This is a genomic window from Spirulina sp. LEGE 11439, from assembly GCF_059821285.1.
Map to the genome: position 1 here is coordinate 141,309 of NZ_JCAMRX010000005.1, position 18,572 is coordinate 159,880.

Below are 18,572 nucleotides of genomic sequence, written 5' to 3' on the forward strand. Positions count from 1 at the left end.
TTTTACAAAACTCGTTTCATTGTTTCATAAGACAATTCTAGCGTTTCTTCATAGAGATCGGTACTATCCACCGAAAATTGAGAGCATTTGTAACTAACAGGAAAAAGCCCATTCAAATCCCAACGCGCTCCTTCACGTCCGCCTTGATCGTAAACAACAATACTTGCACTTTTTTTGGTACCGCCCAGTACAGTCATCCCTCCAATAAACTTAGAAGAATGAGACCACTTATACCAATTATAGAGACTACTATCATCTGCTGTTCCCACAAAAGCTATTGTTATATTGTTCGTATTTACCCCCGTAACAGTAGCTTGCATGAAAGTCATAGCATATTTGCTCGCCCCATGAGCATTACTGTCTTCTGTGGCTTCTAGAGAAGAACCAAGACCGCTTATACTCTTAATAATTAAATCTGAATAGATACCATCAATATCGACATAAAATCGAGAATTGGCTAAAATTTCCCCGGTAGAATCTTGAACTTTATTGGGAGTATAGGTTCTTCGGATACTCGATTTTTGAGAACTTAAATTTTGATAACTCGAACCATACTTTTGATAGCTTGGAGTTGAACTTGTATAAGTTCTTCTTGTTTTTCTGAATACCATAAAACTTTACTCCTACCTTGAACTCGAATCCAGAACGATAATAGTTTAAAATTAATAGTTTAAAATATTGAGGCTGGGTCAACTCTTTCAATATCTTCACAGACAATATCAAAAGTTTCCTTAATAAATTCATTCCCATCTGCAGCTAGATCGGAAACAGAATAACTTTGCGGCCAAGCATTCTTAATATTCCATTGCAAGACGGCTTTATCAGAACTGTTATAAGCAGTCAGCGTTCCACTCTTACGATACAATCCCCAAAAACCCGAACCGCCTTCGCTGCTTGGCATACACCTTTTATACCAAGTGTACCAATCCATATCTCCTTTAACCAAGTATACCTCAATCGAGATATTGGGGTTATTTTGGCGGCCGGCTGTGGATTGCCAGTAATTCATCGTATACTTTGAGGCCGAGAAAGGCTTATCTTGTCCTGATATTTCCCCCTCAAAAGTAATTTCCCCAACACTAGCGACCATTTTTTCTGTCAGTCCGTCAAATTCAATATAGAATCTGCTGGTAGGAATGGGTTTGAGTTCTGTCATCCTGTTCTCCGTATTGGTTATTGGTTATTCCTCAAGTTTAATGAATAACCAATAACCCATTACAAATTAAGTTACCCGAGCCAAGTTTTCGTAGCAAAAATCCAGCGTTTCTTCATAAAGTGCTGCATCTTCTGCTGACAGTTGAGAGCCTTTGTAACTTACGGGGAAAACTCCCGTACAGTTCCATCTGGCGGCCTCGTCTCCCCCTTGATTGTAGAGAACGATACTGGCGGTTTTGCGTTCCCCACCGCTTTCACTACCTCCCCCACTATACTCTGTAGAGTGAGAGGCGTAGTACCAGTCATATACGCGTTTGTCTTCAGCAGTCCCCACAAAAGTAATGGTCAGGTTTGAGTTACTAACTCCAGTGACTGTTGATTGGACGGCACTTTTACCACCTTTCGTTACACCGTAGGACGCATCAGATCCGGCTAATTCGATCGTTGCACTAATGCCGCTAATGCTCTTAATAATTAAATCCGAGAGTCCGTCAATTTCGACGTAAAACTTGGAACATGCGAGAATTTCTCCGGATGCCATTGTCTTGCTCCTCGTTCTAGAAAATGAGAGAAAAAGTTAATCGATAACATTGGATTGTCTGCTGGTCTAATACATATAGGGAGTTTGCGATCGCACTCCACAGCATTTTAAGTTGTTCTGACAACATCTTCGCAGACGATTTCAAAAGTTTCTTTACATAATTCGCTACCATCGGCAGACAAATCAGACAAGCTATAACTCTTTGGCCAGCCATTGGTAACTGTCCATTCCAAAACGACTTCATCACTGCTGTTGTAGGCTGTGAGTTTGCCACCTTTGCGACCTGCCAAACCGACCCCGTCGCCGCCTTCGCTTTTGGGTGTTATCGATTTAAACCAGTTGTACCAGTCCATATCGCCTTCAACCAAGTACACTTCAACAGAGAAATCCGGGTTATCGGCAAAACCGGTTGAAGTACTTTGCCAAAGCGTTTTACCATCTTTGGTGGATGCGATGGGTTTTTCGTGACCTGCAGTTTTTCCTTCAAAGGACATTTCGCCAACACTGGCCACCATTTTTTCGGTTAAACCATCAAATTCAACATAGAATCGACTTGTTGGAATTGGAATTACTTCTGTCATTGTTTTTAGGTAATAAGTAATGGGTAAGTAGGTGTAATAACTAACAAGTAACAAGTTGAAGAAGAGGAGATAAAGAGAAAAATTCACCTCTTCTCAACTGTTAACGATCGACGATTAATTAGCCTCCAGGAGCCCACTGGCTGATCCGGAAGATGACAAATTCAGCCGGACGGACGGGACATACGCCAACTTCGACGTAGAGACGACCCATCATCATCGTTTCGTTGGTATTGAGGTCGCCATCGCATTTGACGTAGAAGGATTCTGCGGGAGAACCTCCTTGTAATGCACCCGCACGCCACAATCCTTCGAGGAAGTTGTTCACAGTACGCTTAACTCGCGCCCACAAATCTTGATCGTTGGGTTCAAAGACGACCCATTGCGTACCGATTTCAATGGATTTCTCAATGTAGCTCATTAAGCGACGAACCGAGATATAGCGCCATTGAATATTAGTGGGATCGACGAGAGTACGAGCGCCCCAAATCAGATAACCGCGATTGTAACTGGCAAAGTTACGGATGCAGTTAATACCTTTGGGGTTGAGCAGTTCTTGCTCGCGCATATTGGTTTCGTAAGCCAAGCCTAAAACGCCGCGCGGGGTTTCGTTAGCAGGGGCTTTAAAGATACCTCGGCTTTGGTCGGTGCGACACCAAACTCCCATCATGTGACCGCAAGGAGGAACTAAAATGGGTCGGCCGGCGTTGGCAGGGTTGGCCACCTTAATCCAAGGGTAGTACAACGCGCCAAACATGGAACGGCGGTTGAAGGAGGTCAGCCAAGCGTCAACATCTTGAGGTTTCTGGGTTTCCGGGGGAACGGGATCGTTGCTCTTACCGGGTTTTACGGGTGGGGAATCGAGAACGGCCATGCGATAGGCGGGTCCGGGGAAGGAGTTTTCGCACATACTGACCATCATTTCCATGACCCCGTGAACTTGGTCGAGGTCGAGGATTCCGGTTTGATACAGGAGCATTAAGTCGGGGAAAGCAACCATTGCTACTTCATCGACTTCAAATAACCCTTGCATCCCTTTGCGATCGTTGCGACTGCCGGCGATATCTCGGGTGGCGTTATCCACGGGAGAAATGTAAGGCGGTGGTGCAATTTCGTAGAGGCCGTTGCCGGGTCGTCGGGATAGCGCTTGTCCGCTTACGGAAATATCGGCAAAGGTTAAGTATTCCGATTCTGCTACAGCCGTGACAGCGTAATCGGCGACGGCGGTTTCGGCTTCGGGGTTCATGGTGAGGTTATCGTATTCCTCGAGAACCTGCTCGCCGAGAACAACTTTGAGATTAAAGTATTGTCCGTCATCAATGGGGGGTTCGGAGTCGTCTTCCGGCGCTTTGGGAGTACTTTCGGAAATGACGATCATCATGCGAGCTGCATTGCCGGGGGGAAGTGCGGGTGCATCATCCCCTTCAGGGAGTTTGAGGTTGGCGCTTAAAGCCGGTTTGCCGCCTGCGGTGAGGAGCTTTGTGGCGGTTTCCTCTGCCGGTGGGGGTTCGGCACCGGGGAGCTTGGTGCCGATACTTGTCACCCAACACCGTCCGCCACCGTTAACAAACCAACCTTGAACGGCAAAGGGAAGGTAGGGATAATAAGTTTCGTCGTCTTTTGTATATTCGGTAAAGCCATCGGAATTGGGTTTGCCGAAATATTCGAGGTACTGTTCAAAGTTGGTAATCATGATGGGTTTGAACAGTTCGGCATCGCCGCGCACGTCTTCGGTGAAGCCGATAAACCCGGCAATACTCAAGCTAATGCCCTCAATTGGGCGACTCCCTCGGTCTACTTCTTCAACGTAGACCCCAGGAGCGAAGTAATCTAATGCCATAAGCGGCTATCCTCCTTGGGATATTGGGTTCTGAGTTAGTAAATATAAGGTCTAGACCATCTGACCTCTAGCTTAGCCCGAGACTGGCTTTGAGGTTATTAGACTTTAGTCTAGATTCGCTTTGGGGAAGTTAAAGGGGATTCGATCGCATTTCTTAATCAGTGCTTTCTTTTTGACTGATTATTGAGTTTGTTTGCAAAATATTAATTTTTGAACAGAGAATAAAATTCTCTCCGTATGCAGATATTGTTAGTTCGAGGCGCGATAGCGAATATTGGTGTAGAAGGTTCTGTTGCGACTTTGACATTGGAAAATAAGACAATAATAAATGGACTATCACGATCTTATTTTTACGGTTGATTTAGTAGCTTAAAATCATCTCAATTATGTTTTGCCTTCACATTGCAGCGCATTGCAAGGGAAAATTGTCTCGATCGCTTTCGGGTTAACAACTATCCCGAAACTGCCGAAATTCAGTTAGTATTAAAGCGATCGATTGAGAAGCGACGGAAGAAAAATCGGCATGATTTCCCTACACTGCTCCAAGAGCAATACTTTGCAACATTCTCTATCAAAAACCCGTTCCGCACCGGGAGAAGGGGTGTTAGTCATTATCGATCGCGGTGTCGATCGCTATCCCCTGTTAGCGGAAGGCACGATCGCGGGGGCAGAAGTCCTTCTCCTCGAGCCGACGCGAGATGGGATCGAACAAATTAGCCACGCGATCGCGAATTTATCCCCTATCCGCAGCCTGCATATTATTTCTCACGGTGCGCCGGGTACCTTATCTTTGGGTAAAACCCAGCTAAGTTTAGAAAATTTAGCGGCTTATGCGCCTCTCCTACAACAATGGCGATTGCAGCTAGATTCCCCCACGTTAGAGATTCTGCTGTACGGTTGCCAAGTTGCCCAAGGCGATCGAGGGCGAGAATTTGTCGAACAGTTTGGGCGTTTGACTGGAGCGAATATTGCTGCCTCGACGACTTTAACGGGAAATACCGCTTTAGAGGGCAACTGGCAACTCGATTATAAAATAGGTCAATGCGGCTCTCCCCTCGCCTTTAAATCGGAAATTCTGGCAGAATATCCGGGAATTCTGGCCACCTTTACCGTCAATGCTGGCGATATTTCCAATACCGGCTCGGGAACGACAGGAGGATTAATTTGGGCGATTAATCAAGCCAATGATGAAACGACCAATCCGGGATCCGATACGATTATCTTAACTAACTCTACATTTTCTTTAACGGCTTCAGAAAATAGCAGCAGTTCCTTTGGGCTGACCGGACTGCCGGTTATTACTTCCGAAATTATTATTGATGGCACGAGTTCGACTATCGAACGCTCTGCTTCTGCAACAGAAAATTTTCGTTTATTGGTTGTTGATTCTACCGGAAATTTAACCTTAAATACCCTCACCCTACAAGGTGGATATGCTGCCGATACAGCAACCAGTTTAGGAGATGATGGGGGCGCATTATTGAATCATGGCGGCACGGTTGCGATTAATAATTCCACTATTGCTAATAATACCGCCGCCGATGATGGGGGAGCCTTATCTAACGTCGGCGTTGGTGGCTCTGCGGCCAATATGACGATTACAAATACCACAATTAGTAATAATATCGCGCAGGGAGATGGTGCGCCAACGACCGATGGTGGCGGCGCGATCGACAATGATGGCAATCTAGATAGCGGCGGCGCAGGAGCAACTTTAACGATTACGGGAGGATCGATTACAGGGAATACAGCAACGAGCGGAGAAGGCGGGGGAATTCGCTCTAAAGATGGCTCAACTGTAACGATTAATGGCACTTCAATTACTGGAAATTCGAGTTCTAATGGGGGAGGCATTGCAACAGATAGTTCAACCAATCAAGTTACAATTTCTCTTACGGGGACCACGGTAACGGGAAATACGGGTGGCTCGGCTGTTGAAGAGATTTCCGGTACGTCTCCCAGTGCAACTGATGGTGGAACAAATAGTATTGGTTCGAGCAATATTCCCGAATTTCAAGCTAATTTTTCAGTTATTCGCACGGATACCAGTGCCACTATTTCTCCGAGTGATGATGTTAATTTAGGCACGCTTCTGGTTGGAGTCGCTCCCGTTGTCACCACTTTTAGCATTACTAACTCTGGTGCTACGGATTTAAACCTGACTACCATTCCCAATTTATCGGGAAGTTCCTTTTTTACCATCGATACCTCATCTTTGACCACTCCCATTACCTCGGGCAGCAGTACGACATTTGATGTCACTTTCGATCCATCAACTTTGGGAGCTTATCAAACGACTGTTTCTTTTGTCACAGATGATTCATCTCTGACAAACTTTAGCTTTACCATGAGCGCGACGGTAGCGGATACGACAACAATAACGCCAACCCCCACAACCCCGACCGATACCCTCAGCGTTGATAGCAGCACCAATGCGTTTACCACGGGCAATGCGGGAGGATCAAATCTGGATGTGACGTTAACTGGAGCGGCGATCGATACTCTGTCCACGATTAAATTATTGCGTTTGGATGGCAGCAACCAAACAACAAGTACCTTTGCGCTATTTTCTGCCCTCCCCGATAGTTTTCGTCCCACGGGTTTTGGCATCGATCTGCAAACGCATATTTCCGGTACATTTGCTGCGGGCGATCGCTTTTCCCTCGAACTGGAGAGCCTTGATGGTTCTACAGTCAGTTTTAGTCCGGGGCAACTCACCGTGAGCGATCGCGGCAGTGGGGCATTCGATCTGAGTTTCGCCAATGGCGTAACGGTACAAATTCAACAAACCACCACTAGCGCCCCGATCGGGGTGGGAACGAGTCAGGCAGTAGGTTTTGAGGTTATCGACCTATTGAGCGTATCCGGGGGTGTGCAGGCGAATTTTAGCGCTTATCGAGAGGCGGCATTTGATAATGTGGTAGGACTGTATAAAATTGACGATGCAAGTGGTACTGTTGGCGGCATTGCTCCGGGGGATACCGGTTACGCAAGGGCGGCGATCGAAAATCGCGTCGGGAACATCGAACTCAGCCCCACAAACCAAAGACAGGTTAATCTCAATGCAACCTTAGATGGCGGTTCTCTTTATGCTCCCTTTATTCTGGTTGATTCTTTGCCCCTCGTTTTTCTCAGCCAGAATCCCACAAATGCAGTCGGACCCGGACCGAATGCTTACTTCCTCTTTGGGGCAGCCAACCCCGATAGTGTCGATCGCGTGGTCTTGTTGGGCAATAATACTTTTGGATTTGAAGATTTACCGGGAGGGGGCGATTTTGACTACAACGATTTGATTTTCACAGTCGATCTAACGGTATAATGGGGGACAAGATAAAGCATAGTGACCCAACAATGATGGAACTAACAGAACTCAAACGAGAAATTCAAATGCTATCGAGTCGCCTGGGGAAAACCCAGGAGTATCTTTGACTTACCCGCTCTTAACGCTAAAATTCACGATTTAGAACAATTGGCCGCCCAGCCAAATTTTTGGGAAGATCGCGCCCGCGCTGAAAAAACCTTACAACAATTAAACGACCTCAAATCCACTTGCGATCGCTATCTCTACTGGCAGAAATCTTGGGAAGATGCCGGGGCGATCGCAGAACTTCTCGAACTCGACGATGATGAAGGATTATTACTAGAAGCCAGTCAAACTGTCACAGAACTTAATCGAGAGTTAGATCGCTGGGAATTACAACAGTTACTTTCAGGAGAATACGACACTGAGGGAGCCATTCTCACCATTAACGCCGGAGCCGGTGGCACGGATGCCCAAGACTGGGCGGAAATGTTGCTGCGAATGTATGAGCGTTGGGGAGAAAAACAAGGCTATAAGATTAACACGCGAGAACTGTCTCGCGGCGAGGAAGCGGGCATTAAATCCGTCACCCTCGAAGTTTTAGGGCATTACGCTTATGGTTACTTGAAGGCAGAAAAAGGGACTCATCGTTTAGTTCGCATTTCTCCTTTTAATGCCAATGGCAAGCGCCAAACCAGTTTTGCGGGCATTGAAGTCATGCCGGCATTGGATGAGTCTGCGATTCAGTTAGAAATTCCCGAAAAAGATTTGGATATTTCCACCTCTCGGGCAGGAGGAAAAGGCGGACAAAATGTGAACAAGGTCGAAACTGCCGTGCGGATCGTGCATCTTCCTACTGGGGTTGCCGTGCGCTGTACCGAAGAGCGATCTCAGTTGCAAAATAAGGAACGGGCAATGGCACTCCTCAAAGCTAAATTATTAGTGATTGCCGAAGAGCAACGCGCCAGCGAAATTGCCGAAATTCGCGGTGATATGGTGGATGCAGCTTGGGGAAATCAGATTCGCAACTATGTTTTTCACCCCTACCAAATGGTCAAAGATTTACGAACGGGAGAAGAAACCACCGCGATTTCCGATGTCATGGATGGCGCTCTCGAACCGTTTATCGAGGCATACTTGCGTCAGGAGAATCAGTTAGTTGTCAAACATTCTTAGTTTCGCGCGATCGCTTCCCGCAAGGGACGGTGCAATGAGAGTCCCTTCCCAAACAAGTTCCTCGTTTTCCCAACCCCAAGAAGTCAATTTCAACAAGCACCACCAGCAGGTGTATGAGGTGTTGTGAATCTGCATAGAGCAAGTGATTCTCTAGTGCTTATAAAGTGAAAAATCGTGGTCAAACCACAATACAAAAAATACATCTCTTTGGCGATAGCCAACCATAGGATGTAGTTTATAATATCTAAAAACTAAAAATTCTTTCAAATCCTCAGTGATGAATTTAGGGATTTCTGCTTTAATAGAAGATTTCGGAATTTTTTCTGTACCTAGTCCATGACGATCCAATTGTTTTATTGTATTCCATGATAGAGATTTCCGACGAAATATTGCATTAGCAAACATTGCCTGATGTATTTGGTCAAGACTAGAAAAACAATATTTACCCGATTGCAACCTTTCTAGGGAAAATAATGGTGTATGGTTGTCATAGTTAAGAGGTTCTTGTGATTTAACTAAATTTCCCTGTTTTGATTTATTGCGTTTTATCCTTTTATTCATTTAGTTTATTCTGGTTTTGAAGTACTCAGTAATTTCATCTAACGGAATATTATCAGCCTGATTTTCATGGTTAAACCATGGCGACTCTTCATGAGTCATGTTCCGCAATTTCCAAGCCGAAAATTGTCCAAATACTTCAAATACCTCCTCAACTAATTCAAATTCGTCTTGAGTTAAAGAAGATTTGTCAAAGTTAATAGGAATTGGAATTCGATTACTTTCATATTGCTTGTATTCACGATAAAGTTCTGGTACAACAGGACCATGTACCCAAGCAGAAATTTCATTATCAAACAATGGCTTATCAAATATTGCACTATAGAAACCTTGTGCATAATATACAAGTTTCTGCAATTTTAGGTTTGATATACCGTCCCCTTCCTTTGTATTATCTAAATAAAGGAAGCATCTGGCTATATCATGCACGTTAGCCATAATAACCTCTTTAAGATGATTTATCCTTCTCCTAGTTTAACATATTCTGCTTGAAATTTATCGAGTAAACTTTGATAAATAGGGAGGATTTTTTGATAAATTTCTACATTTTCAGGAATAGGGAAATGTTGCTGCGTTTCCTTAGTCATTGTTGCAACAATTTCTAAACTGGAAATATATTTTAAGGCATATAAACCCAAAATCGCTGCCCCAAAACAAGAACTTTCTTGTCGATCGGGGATAGCAACTTGGCAATTTAAAATATCAGCCAGCATTTGTCTCCAGAGTGGCGATCGCGTAAACCCACCACTAGCAATAATTTTTTCGCTCTTACCCGCAAACTTTTCTAAATTCAACAAAACTACCGATAAATTATAAATAACACCTTCTAAAACAGCACGAATTAAATGATCTTTAGTATGGTTCAAAGTTAAGCCAAAAAAGCTCCCTCGGGCGTTGCTGTTCCAAATTGGGGCGCGTTCTCCAGTTAAATAAGGATGAAAAATTAAGCCCTCCGAACCTGCGGGGATTGTTTGCGCGATCGCATTTAATCGATCGTATCCTTCAACACCTTCTAATTCCATTAAATTCTCTTTCAACCATTGCATCACAATTCCGCCATTATTGACCGCACCACCAATAATCCAATGATTTTCGATTAAAGGATAGCAAAAGAGTTTATTTTGTTCGTCCAGTTGTAAGCGATCGCTAACCGTTCTTACCGCACCACTGGTTCCAATTGTAATCGCTATGGTTTTAGGAAAAACTGCCCCGACTCCTAAATTTGCTAACACGCCATCACTAGAACCAATAACAGTAGGAATACCTTCAGGGATACCGATCGCGATCGCTCTTTCTCGATTGAAAGAAGGTAAAATATAAGTAGTCGGGACAACTTCCGAGAGTTTATCGGGAGTAATTCCAGCAATAGTTAAGGCTTCATCAGACCAAGTTAAAGTCTGTAGATTGAGTAATCCCGTTGCGGCAGCTAAAGAAGTATCGATAACATAGCGATCGAACAGTTGAAAAATAATATATTCTTTAATAGAAATAAACTTAGCTGCTCGTTCGAAAAGATCGGGATATTCATTTCGCAACCAGACTAATTTAATCAAAGGAGACATCGGATGAAACGGAATTCCTGTCAAACGATAAATTTCGTTTTCTTTTCCTTCTTCTTTGAGCAAATTCGCCCATTTTTCCCCGCGTCGATCCGCCCAAGTTATACTTTGAGTCAGTAAATTTCCTTTATTATCAACAGCAATTAACCCGTGCATAGCACAACTAAAAGACAAGCAGAAAATCAATTTAGGATCGATCTGACTGGCAAGAATAATAGTAGAAATTGTTTGCAGGACTGCTGAAAAAATTTCTTCAGGATTTTGTTCGGCGGTTAAAGGGGTTGGAGAATATAAGGGATAATTAATCGTTGCTTGTTGCAATACCGCACCTGTTGCCGAAAAGAGAACCGATTTTGTGGAAGTCGTGCCGATATCGATACCGATGACATAGTTTTTTGCTTGCATTTTGTTTTAAACTCGATCTAAATCGCGAGATCGCGATCGCAGTACAATTTAACAATGGAGAACAGTTATGATTGACCTCTATGTCTATGCTACGCCCAACGGACGAAAACCTGCAATTATGTTGGAGGAAGTCGGGCTTCCTTATACGGTCAAAAAAATAGATATTTCCCAAGGCGAGCAATTCAGTCCGGAATTTGTGGCGATTAATCCTAATAGCAAAATTCCGGCAATTACCGACCTCGATACGAATATAACCGTGTTTGAATCCGGGGCAATTTTAATTTATCTGGCTGAAAAAACAGGGCAGTTTTTACCGACAGATACCGCAGGACGAATTCAGGTCATTGAATGGCTTATGTTTCAAATGGCCAGTGTGGGACCCATGTTCGGTCAATTGGGACATTTTCGCAGGTTTGCTCAAGAACAAATTCCCTATGCGATCGCACGTTATGAAAAAGAAACCTTGCGCTTATTCGGGGTGTTAGACAGTCAATTAGAGAAACATGAATTTATAGCTGGAGACTATTCTATTGCCGATATAGCAACTTATCCGTGGGTTGCAGCTTATGAATATTTAGGTGTAACATTAGATGAATATTCCCATCTCAAACGCTGGACGGAAACCCTGCAAAATCGTCCAGCAGTCCAGAAAGGAATGGCAATTTTGAGTTAGTTATTCGGTGTTGGTTGTTATTCAAATCGATAACTGATTCAATCTGTTTTGCGAAACCGGATTGCAGACAAGATAATACAGGCAACTCCAAAGGCAAAACCAACTCCTGATAGAAGAAGAATGCGATCGCTAATGGACTGATAAGCCGTGACTAAAAAGTTGGCAATGAGGGTTTCAACAATCGGATCCATATTGGTAGAAGATTCTTGAACCAGTGCTTCCATAAATGTCAAAGCAAGAGGTTTAGATGTTAAAGCGATCGCACCGATAAAAAATGTACTGGGAAGCCAAGTCAGTCCGAGAATAAGTAAGCCTTTTTTTATTGGTCTGGGGGTAACGACAAGAATAATAGTGGAAAATAAAAGAATTAAGCCATAGGAGATAAGTGGGATCGATTTGAGAATCGCAAATACTCTCCGTGCTGGCTGCAATTCTTCATAGCTAATGTTTAAATCTTCTTCCGTTAGATCGGGATCGTCAAATATTATTTCATTTTGTATTGAATCGTCGATCGCTTGATATATTTCTTGAGTATCGACTTCAGAAGGCAAGCATTCCCCTCGTTCAAATTTTTCATAGTCTTGTTGACTATTTCCGGGACAAGATGGAAGGGCTGCAATCGTTTCTTTTAAGAGCTTGGGGACATTTGTTTGTAGATTTTCTTCAATTTCAATTAAACTAATATTAAATTCAATTCTATCTTGACGACCTTGAAAATAATTGTAATACGCATCAATAATTGTTTCAAAAGAATCTTGAATAAAGCGATCGGGAAGCGAGCTTTGAATTTCGTCAAAGACTTGGCGATCGGAGATTAAAGGAATGTTTTTTTCGGCGGAAAAAACATCTCGGGCGAGTTCCTGAAATGTCGCAGTGAGAAAGTCTTCATAAAAATTACTTTCTTGCAACCAAATTTTAATGGTTTGCGTGCTGGTAATTTTTTGGATGGTTGCAGTTGTGGGAAGAGAAATAATCAAGACAATGGCTAAAGTAAGAGCCATGAATATAGAGAGAAGCCAACGAACGACACTCATTCAAGATATTCCAATACTAAGATTTTCCGCTCCATTTTCTCATTTGAATCTCTCATTCCTAAAGTCATCTCAAAATTGTAGTAAATCTTAACGTTTTGGTGCGATCGCTTTTTTTGCGATCGCGCAGATGTATTTGATAGGCAAACGAATAAAGCGCAGCAGGTAATATAAAGGGAAAAGCGATCGCGGTAAGATAATTAGCTCCAAATCTCGTTCGTTAATTGGTAGAAGTAAATTAAAGCAATAATAAAGTTTATTTTTTAAGCCTCGTTGCAATTGTAAAGGAAAATAAGCGCGTTTTAGCACGGAATAGTCTCGCTCTCTATTATTGCTCAAACGCTCATAAATTTGTTGTCCTATTTTTTTAACCGTTCTATCTCTTTCGATTTCTTTTCTAATCTGTTCGGGAATTGAAATCTGAAAAAATAATCGAGCAAGTTCGAGACCTAATAATAATATTCTCGCACAATTAGAGCAAACGGATCTCTGCCAAAGTTCCTGCCAATCTAAATCCGGATGAGTTTTTAAAAACTCAGTAATATCGCAAACTCGCTGAAGTTCAAACCAACCATCTTTCGCGCCATTTAAACATAAAACCAATAATAGATCTTCTGGAGCCAGATCGGGTAATTCGATTTGACCAATTTCGATTGTTCTCCCACGTTGAAAAATATCATCAATAGGAATATTGCCAGCAAAATAAGGCGGATTAAAGCCCCAATGAATATCAATTTTTATTCCAGTTTCAGAATTGACTAAAGCATCCTCATAGTTGGTTTGCAAGCGCAATTTTTCTTGTGCGAGATTTAAGCGATCGTAAGGATAATACCCTCGTTTGATGAGAAGTTGCTTAACTTGCAAAAAATCTTCTTTTCTAACCAATAAATCAACATCTCGGATGCGACGCAAGGCAATATTGTGATAAATTTTTGTTGCTAACAGTGAACCTTTAAATGGAATTGTGTTAATATTATTTTCTTGTAAATACTGGTAAACTTTAATCAGAGTAGATGTTACTAAAAAATTATGGTTAAGATTAGCTTGAAAGGCAAGAGATAACTGCGATCGCATTTCATCGGGTACGCCTTCCCAGTTCAGTTTATTGAGATTCCAGTATAATAGAGGCGCAATATTATGATAGTGGGCGCTATCGATTAATACTTGCCAATTTAAAGTAGAGTTACCAAGAAGTTTACATATCTTTTGCTCTTGTTGTTGGGTAATTTCGGCGCGACTACAGCATAACAATAATTCAATTTCTGGAATCATATAATATAGTTGACATTTGGAAGTTAATAGTTTTCGCCATTTTTATGAGTAAATTGCCAGCCTTTATCTCCCATTTCTGCCCGCAAATCTTCATCGGGATAAGTCACGGTATCACCCGGAGTGCGATCGCCAATTTCTAGATAAATTGCATCGCGATCGCTGCGGTTGAGTAAATGGTGTCCGTTGGCTTCTCCTGCGGGAAAACCGACTGCATTTCCGGGTGTTAAAACTTGTTCTCCTGCATTAGTAACGAGAGTGATTTCGCCTTCAATAACATAAACAAACTCATCTTGTTTTGTATGCCAATGACGCACCGAAGAAGCGCTTCCGGGTTCGAGACGGACTAAATTCACACCAAAGTTTTTTAATCCGATAATATTCCCCAGACGCTTTTTATAACGCCCTGCAACCATACTTTTAAATACTTCTGGATAACCCGATCCAGAAGTTTCTGAAATCGTTTGAGGATCGATAAACATCTGTTTTAAAGTTCCAAAAAGTCTTTAATATATTTAGAAAATTCCGGCGTTCTCAAATAGCCATAAGATTTATGATAACTCGGCCAGCCATTGGGTAAAATATAATCATTTGCGATCGCGTCGTCAACGACTTGTATTCCCAACTCATTCGCTTCATAATCATCTGCTAAATGAGCATCGAGGGCAATAACATCGCGTTTATCGGCATAATTAACCCAGCTTTCTGTGACAATGGAAGGGGTACGAACCCGAGGATCGTAACCTCGCTCTTTAATGATTTTACTTTTAACATAGGGCAAACCTAAAGGCGCACCAATCGTAATCAAATGAGCAACTTTTAAATCGGGGTCGCTTTGCCCCAAATCCCGTAAAGCATCATAGGCAATAATCGATCCCATTGAATGACCAATAACGGCAATTTTACGATCTTTCGCTGCTCGAATTGCTTGTTTTAATTCATTAAGTACGACTGTCCGCATAAGTTCCGGTTGATTTTGTCGATTTTTGATCTTATGCTCGCTATCATAATAAAAATGTAAATCTCGCATTAAATTACTCAAGAGAGGATTGGAAAGAACCCCAACTTCAAAACGCAAGCGAAACGAATCAAGAGACTTGCCAATAATTTCTAAAGGCTTCCGTTGTAACTCATCTCGCCAACCCTCTCGATATTCCTTTAAAGACCCCGATCGCGCCTCGATATAAGGTTCTTTATTATACAAAGAATCAAAAGGAAAATCTTCATCTTCATGCAGGCGATATTTATACATTAAATCCGCCCAATAAATCATTTCATAATCAAAGGTCGGAGCAGAAATTTTACAATTTTTAACTAATCCTTCCATGATGGACATTTTCCACCAAGCCGCAAGAGTCTCTTTTGCGGGTTTATTTGCCAGTCCGTGTATGCCAAAAATTAGAGGTTTCATTGCAGTAAACAGTTATCAGTGAACAGTTATCAGTCAGGCAGAAAATATGCTTATTCTTCGTCTTTAGGTTGGGGTTTGGAGCGGCGAATTTCTGAATAAAAAGAGGTTTGTATAAATTCTTGACCATTATTCACTAATAATGTTCGCAAGCGTAAATTTTCGCTAGCAAACCAAATACGCTCTTCTGTACAAATATTATTCTCTTTGATGGTTAATGTTAAAGCGTCATCTGCACCAATCGCATAGACTCCTTGAGAATTAGGATTTTGTAATCTTCCCGATCGCAAAACCTTGCCAATTTGCGGATTATTTTCATCGGGAACGATCGCCCAAACACTCGCGCCGATTTGCTTGGCTTTTCCCCAGTCCACGGAAGTATCCCAACTGGTTTTAAGTCCAAACCAAATCCTAGGCGCATTGATTTTGTATTGTTGGCAAAGCCGTACGATCGCCGGATCGTCCTTCAGCAATTCTATTGTTAGATTTGATTTACTATTGTCGGGTTCTTTGCCGACAACTTGATAGCGAGTGCGTTGAGAAAACCACTCTCCTTCAGATTGGGTTACAAAAGTTTTAATATCCATGCAAAACGAGGCTACAAACAACGGGAGACGATCGCGATCGCCAAATATGTATTGTATTACGATTCGGCACGGGAGCGATCGAGAGCGATCGAAGCCGCTTCTCGCACTTGAGAATGACGATCCTTTGTCAGGTACTGAAGAGCAGAAGCGCTTTTTTTGCAAGCGAGGTGTCCGAGGGCTTCCGCCAGACGTTGACGCACCAACCAGTCCTCAGAATCGATAAATGAGAGAATATCCTCGAGGGCATCCATTGCACCAATTTCCCCCAAGGCAGCGATCGCAGCTTGTTCCATGACGGATTCTTGGCTGTAGAGAGCTTCCATCAACACTTCTCGGGCGCGAATGTCGCCGATATTCCCCAAAGCAACCGCCGCACTAAAGCGCACTAACCATTGCGTTTCCTCATAAAATGCTCGCACCAGAGGCTCAAAAGCACGCTTATCTTCCAAATATCCTAGCGCCCCCGCCGCATCAGCACGAATCCCATAATCGGGATCGGTTTGCAAGCATTTGACCAACATGGGATATGATTCTGCTGTCGGCTTAACTCCCAAGGCAAACACCGCCATCGATCGCACCTGTAAAACCTTATCGTTGAGAACTTTTTTAATTAAAGGAACCGCCTCCTCGGGGGAAACCTGACGCAAATCAACAAGAGCCAGCATCCGATCGCGAGAATCTTGGCTTTCCAGTTGTAAGGCAATTTGTTTTAAATCGGGTTGAATCATGCCGTTTTATCTTTAGTGCCAATTTTAACGCGAACGCGGGCGGGATACACCGATCGGGAAATCCCCTTGCGATCGCGGTGGTGGTAAGATACAAAAACACCATTAGCCTCAAGATATCTCGTTCATGGACATTGAAGCGTTTAGCGAGCTTTTTCCTCTCTTCAATACAGCCAGTCCCGAAACGTTGCAATGGCTGCTCTCAGTTGCTGTCGAACATTCTTACCCCAAAGAGCGAGCGGTTTTGATGGAAGATGCTTGGGGTAATGCCGTTTATTTTATTGTTTCGGGATGGGTCAAAGTTCGTCGCTTGTCTGGAGAGAGTGCCGTTACTCTTGCGGTCATGGGACGAGGGGATTTTTTCGGAGAGATGGCCATTTTGGATGAGTCGCCGCGATCGACGGATGTGGTGGCCTTGTGCAAGGTAGAATTACTCAGCGTCTCTGCTCAGCGTTTCATTCAAACCCTATTCAAAGATCCCCAATTGCACCATCGGATGTTGCAACTCATGGTACAGCGATTGCGGTATTCCAATCTGCGCTTTCAACTGCGCGATCGCCCTCCTGCGGTGAAGCTGGCAAAAACATTAGTTTTATTGGCCGATCAATACGGACAAGTAACCGAAGAAGGCAAAGAAATTCTCTTCATTCCTTATAACGATCTGTCACAAATTTCTGATATTCGCGTCGAAGAAACGCAAAAAATCATTGAAAAACTGGCGGATCGCGGTTGGGTAAATATCAACAAATCTCGTCAGAGTTTATCGTTAATCAATCTCCGACAATTAACCCATTTAGCAGGAAGAACTTGAGATCTCAATCAATGGGGAAATATTCTCTCTAAATCTAAATTAGAGGCAATTTGCACGAGTTTGCTTTTATCTTTAGGATGGGAAAGATGGGGAATGATTCCCAAAATCGGAAGATGGGTAAGAGATTGGATGAGATTGACAGGAGTCCAATTATTTAACTGTTCCTCCGTAACGGGTTGAGAACAGTTGAGGATAATGCCTTTGAGATTTAATTTGACCTGACAAGCAAGGGCCGCATTAGCAACGGTTTGCGCGATCGCACCCAATTTGACCGGTACGACTAATACGGCATTTAAGCGCCATTGTGCGGCAATATCAGCAACGGTTAACTCGTGAGTTACAGGGGAACCCAACCCCCCCAAGGCTTCCACCAGAACGAAGGGATAATGTTGTTGTAGGGTTTGATAGGTTTGCCAAATTTTCCCTAAATCGATCGCTTTTCCTTCTCGTTCTGCGGCGACGGGAGGGGCTACAGGTGTTTTAAAGCGAACGGGGACGAGGGTTTCAGGCGGTTGAGGCAACTCAAATAACTCTCGATATAACTCCTCGTCTCCTGCTCCGGTTTGCAAGAGTTTCATTAACGCGAATGTGAGGGGCGATCGGTAGGTTTGCCAATAAGCCGCTAATGCCGTCGTCACAACCGTTTTACCCACATCCGTATCCGTACCCACAATTAACAAATTTGGCATTTTTTTCTAAATTGCATTCTTTAAGTTAGAGATGAAAACTGAAAAAATGAGGATTGCAAGCATCGCGTGTTTTTTCTCTCCGCAATCCTCCCACGATCGCACCCGGAAATCAAGATTGCGATCGCACGGGGTTACACCGATTGGCGATCGCGAGGTTTTTTGCAGAGATAGCGATCGTGGAGTGCGATCGTTGCATTGCTTGCCAATATAACAGCGATCGCGTTTTTGGTTTTATTGGGTTATCACTTAAATGTATTTCCATTTCC

20 protein-coding genes are annotated in these 18,572 nt (G+C 43.2%); 4 read left to right on the forward strand and 16 right to left on the reverse strand.

What is annotated here, in order from left to right; genetic code table 11:
- Positions 1-2: 2 nt before the first annotated feature.
- The 5 genes from AC6RV6_RS05400 to AC6RV6_RS05420 all read right to left on the reverse strand — a co-directional run bounded on the left by AC6RV6_RS05400 (position 3) and on the right by AC6RV6_RS05420 (position 4,114).
- Positions 3-611 carry a phage tail protein gene (locus AC6RV6_RS05400; protein WP_500239561.1) on the reverse strand — a complete coding sequence of 203 codons (609 nt, stop codon included), beginning with the start codon at positions 609-611 and terminating at the stop codon, positions 3-5.
- Between the two features lie 59 nt (positions 612-670).
- Complete coding sequence (locus tag AC6RV6_RS05405) at positions 671-1,156, reverse strand: phage tail protein (RefSeq protein WP_500239563.1); 486 nt, start codon at positions 1,154-1,156, stop codon at positions 671-673.
- Positions 1,157-1,222: 66 nt separating this feature from the next.
- Complete coding sequence (locus tag AC6RV6_RS05410) at positions 1,223-1,696, reverse strand: phage tail protein (protein WP_500239565.1); 474 nt, start codon at positions 1,694-1,696, stop codon at positions 1,223-1,225.
- A gap of 107 nt (positions 1,697-1,803) precedes the next feature.
- Positions 1,804-2,277, reverse strand: a complete 474-nt coding sequence (locus tag AC6RV6_RS05415) for a phage tail protein (protein WP_500239566.1) — start codon at positions 2,275-2,277, stop codon at positions 1,804-1,806.
- A 118-nt stretch (positions 2,278-2,395) separates the two neighbouring features.
- The gene (locus AC6RV6_RS05420; RefSeq protein ID WP_500239567.1) at positions 2,396-4,114 is read right to left on the reverse strand and encodes a phage tail sheath family protein; all 1,719 of its coding nucleotides are present in this window, start codon (positions 4,112-4,114) and stop codon (positions 2,396-2,398) included.
- 523 nt (positions 4,115-4,637) lie between these two features.
- Between AC6RV6_RS05420 and AC6RV6_RS05425 the strand changes: the two genes are divergently transcribed.
- Complete coding sequence (locus AC6RV6_RS05425; RefSeq protein WP_500239568.1) at positions 4,638-7,433, forward strand: DUF4347 domain-containing protein; 2,796 nt, start codon at positions 4,638-4,640, stop codon at positions 7,431-7,433.
- 35 nt (positions 7,434-7,468) lie between these two features.
- A protein-coding gene (gene prfB, locus AC6RV6_RS05430; RefSeq protein WP_500239632.1) for a peptide chain release factor 2 occupies positions 7,469-8,591 on the forward strand; the annotation gives its coding sequence in 2 pieces (ribosomal slippage) (positions 7,469-7,540 and positions 7,542-8,591; 1,122 coding nt in all).
- Positions 8,592-8,741: 150 nt separating this feature from the next.
- On the opposite strand, the gene AC6RV6_RS05435 is transcribed toward prfB, so the two are convergent.
- Genes AC6RV6_RS05435 through AC6RV6_RS05445 form a run of 3 tightly spaced genes read right to left on the reverse strand, consistent with a single transcriptional unit; the run spans position 8,742 to position 11,113 of the window.
- Positions 8,742-9,152 (reverse strand): hypothetical protein, encoded by a 411-nt coding sequence (locus AC6RV6_RS05435; protein ID WP_500239569.1) that lies wholly within the window; start codon positions 9,150-9,152, stop codon positions 8,742-8,744.
- Positions 9,153-9,587 carry a Panacea domain-containing protein gene (locus tag AC6RV6_RS05440; protein ID WP_500239570.1) on the reverse strand — a complete coding sequence of 145 codons (435 nt, stop codon included), beginning with the start codon at positions 9,585-9,587 and terminating at the stop codon, positions 9,153-9,155.
- A 20-nt stretch (positions 9,588-9,607) separates the two neighbouring features.
- Positions 9,608-11,113 (reverse strand): gluconokinase, encoded by a 1,506-nt coding sequence (locus tag AC6RV6_RS05445; RefSeq protein ID WP_500239571.1) that lies wholly within the window; start codon positions 11,111-11,113, stop codon positions 9,608-9,610.
- 67 nt (positions 11,114-11,180) lie between these two features.
- On the opposite strand from AC6RV6_RS05445, the gene AC6RV6_RS05450 reads away from it, so the two are divergent.
- The gene (locus AC6RV6_RS05450; RefSeq protein WP_500239572.1) at positions 11,181-11,786 is read left to right on the forward strand and encodes a glutathione S-transferase N-terminal domain-containing protein; all 606 of its coding nucleotides are present in this window, start codon (positions 11,181-11,183) and stop codon (positions 11,784-11,786) included.
- A gap of 38 nt (positions 11,787-11,824) precedes the next feature.
- On the opposite strand, the gene AC6RV6_RS05455 is transcribed toward AC6RV6_RS05450, so the two are convergent.
- From AC6RV6_RS05455 to AC6RV6_RS05480, 6 genes are all read right to left on the reverse strand, one after another.
- Positions 11,825-12,820: a hypothetical protein gene (locus AC6RV6_RS05455; RefSeq protein WP_500239573.1), complete on the reverse strand. Its 996-nt coding sequence runs from the start codon at positions 12,818-12,820 to the stop codon at positions 11,825-11,827.
- Between the two features lie 87 nt (positions 12,821-12,907).
- Entirely contained in the window at positions 12,908-14,089 is a 1,182-nt protein-coding gene (locus AC6RV6_RS05460; RefSeq protein WP_500239574.1) for a nucleotidyltransferase domain-containing protein, read from the reverse strand.
- A 23-nt stretch (positions 14,090-14,112) separates the two neighbouring features.
- Positions 14,113-14,568 (reverse strand): cupin domain-containing protein, encoded by a 456-nt coding sequence (locus AC6RV6_RS05465; RefSeq protein WP_500239575.1) that lies wholly within the window; start codon positions 14,566-14,568, stop codon positions 14,113-14,115.
- Positions 14,569-14,573: 5 nt separating this feature from the next.
- Positions 14,574-15,497, reverse strand: coding sequence for an esterase/lipase family protein (locus tag AC6RV6_RS05470; protein ID WP_500239577.1), 924 nt, complete (start codon positions 15,495-15,497; stop codon positions 14,574-14,576).
- Between the two features lie 50 nt (positions 15,498-15,547).
- Complete coding sequence (locus tag AC6RV6_RS05475) at positions 15,548-16,081, reverse strand: phycobiliprotein lyase (RefSeq protein ID WP_500239578.1); 534 nt, start codon at positions 16,079-16,081, stop codon at positions 15,548-15,550.
- Positions 16,082-16,137: 56 nt separating this feature from the next.
- Positions 16,138-16,809, reverse strand: coding sequence for a HEAT repeat domain-containing protein (locus tag AC6RV6_RS05480; RefSeq protein WP_500239579.1), 672 nt, complete (start codon positions 16,807-16,809; stop codon positions 16,138-16,140).
- 124 nt (positions 16,810-16,933) lie between these two features.
- On the opposite strand from AC6RV6_RS05480, the gene AC6RV6_RS05485 reads away from it, so the two are divergent.
- Positions 16,934-17,617 (forward strand): Crp/Fnr family transcriptional regulator, encoded by a 684-nt coding sequence (locus AC6RV6_RS05485; protein ID WP_500239581.1) that lies wholly within the window; start codon positions 16,934-16,936, stop codon positions 17,615-17,617.
- 8 nt (positions 17,618-17,625) lie between these two features.
- Here the strand turns inward: AC6RV6_RS05485 and bioD are convergent, their stop codons facing one another.
- Together bioD and AC6RV6_RS05495 are read right to left on the reverse strand one after the other, a co-directional pair.
- Positions 17,626-18,306, reverse strand: a complete 681-nt coding sequence (gene bioD / locus AC6RV6_RS05490) for a dethiobiotin synthase (RefSeq protein WP_500239582.1) — start codon at positions 18,304-18,306, stop codon at positions 17,626-17,628.
- A 109-nt stretch (positions 18,307-18,415) separates the two neighbouring features.
- Positions 18,416-18,568 (reverse strand): hypothetical protein, encoded by a 153-nt coding sequence (locus AC6RV6_RS05495; RefSeq protein WP_500239583.1) that lies wholly within the window; start codon positions 18,566-18,568, stop codon positions 18,416-18,418.
- Positions 18,569-18,572: the final 4 nt, after the last annotated feature.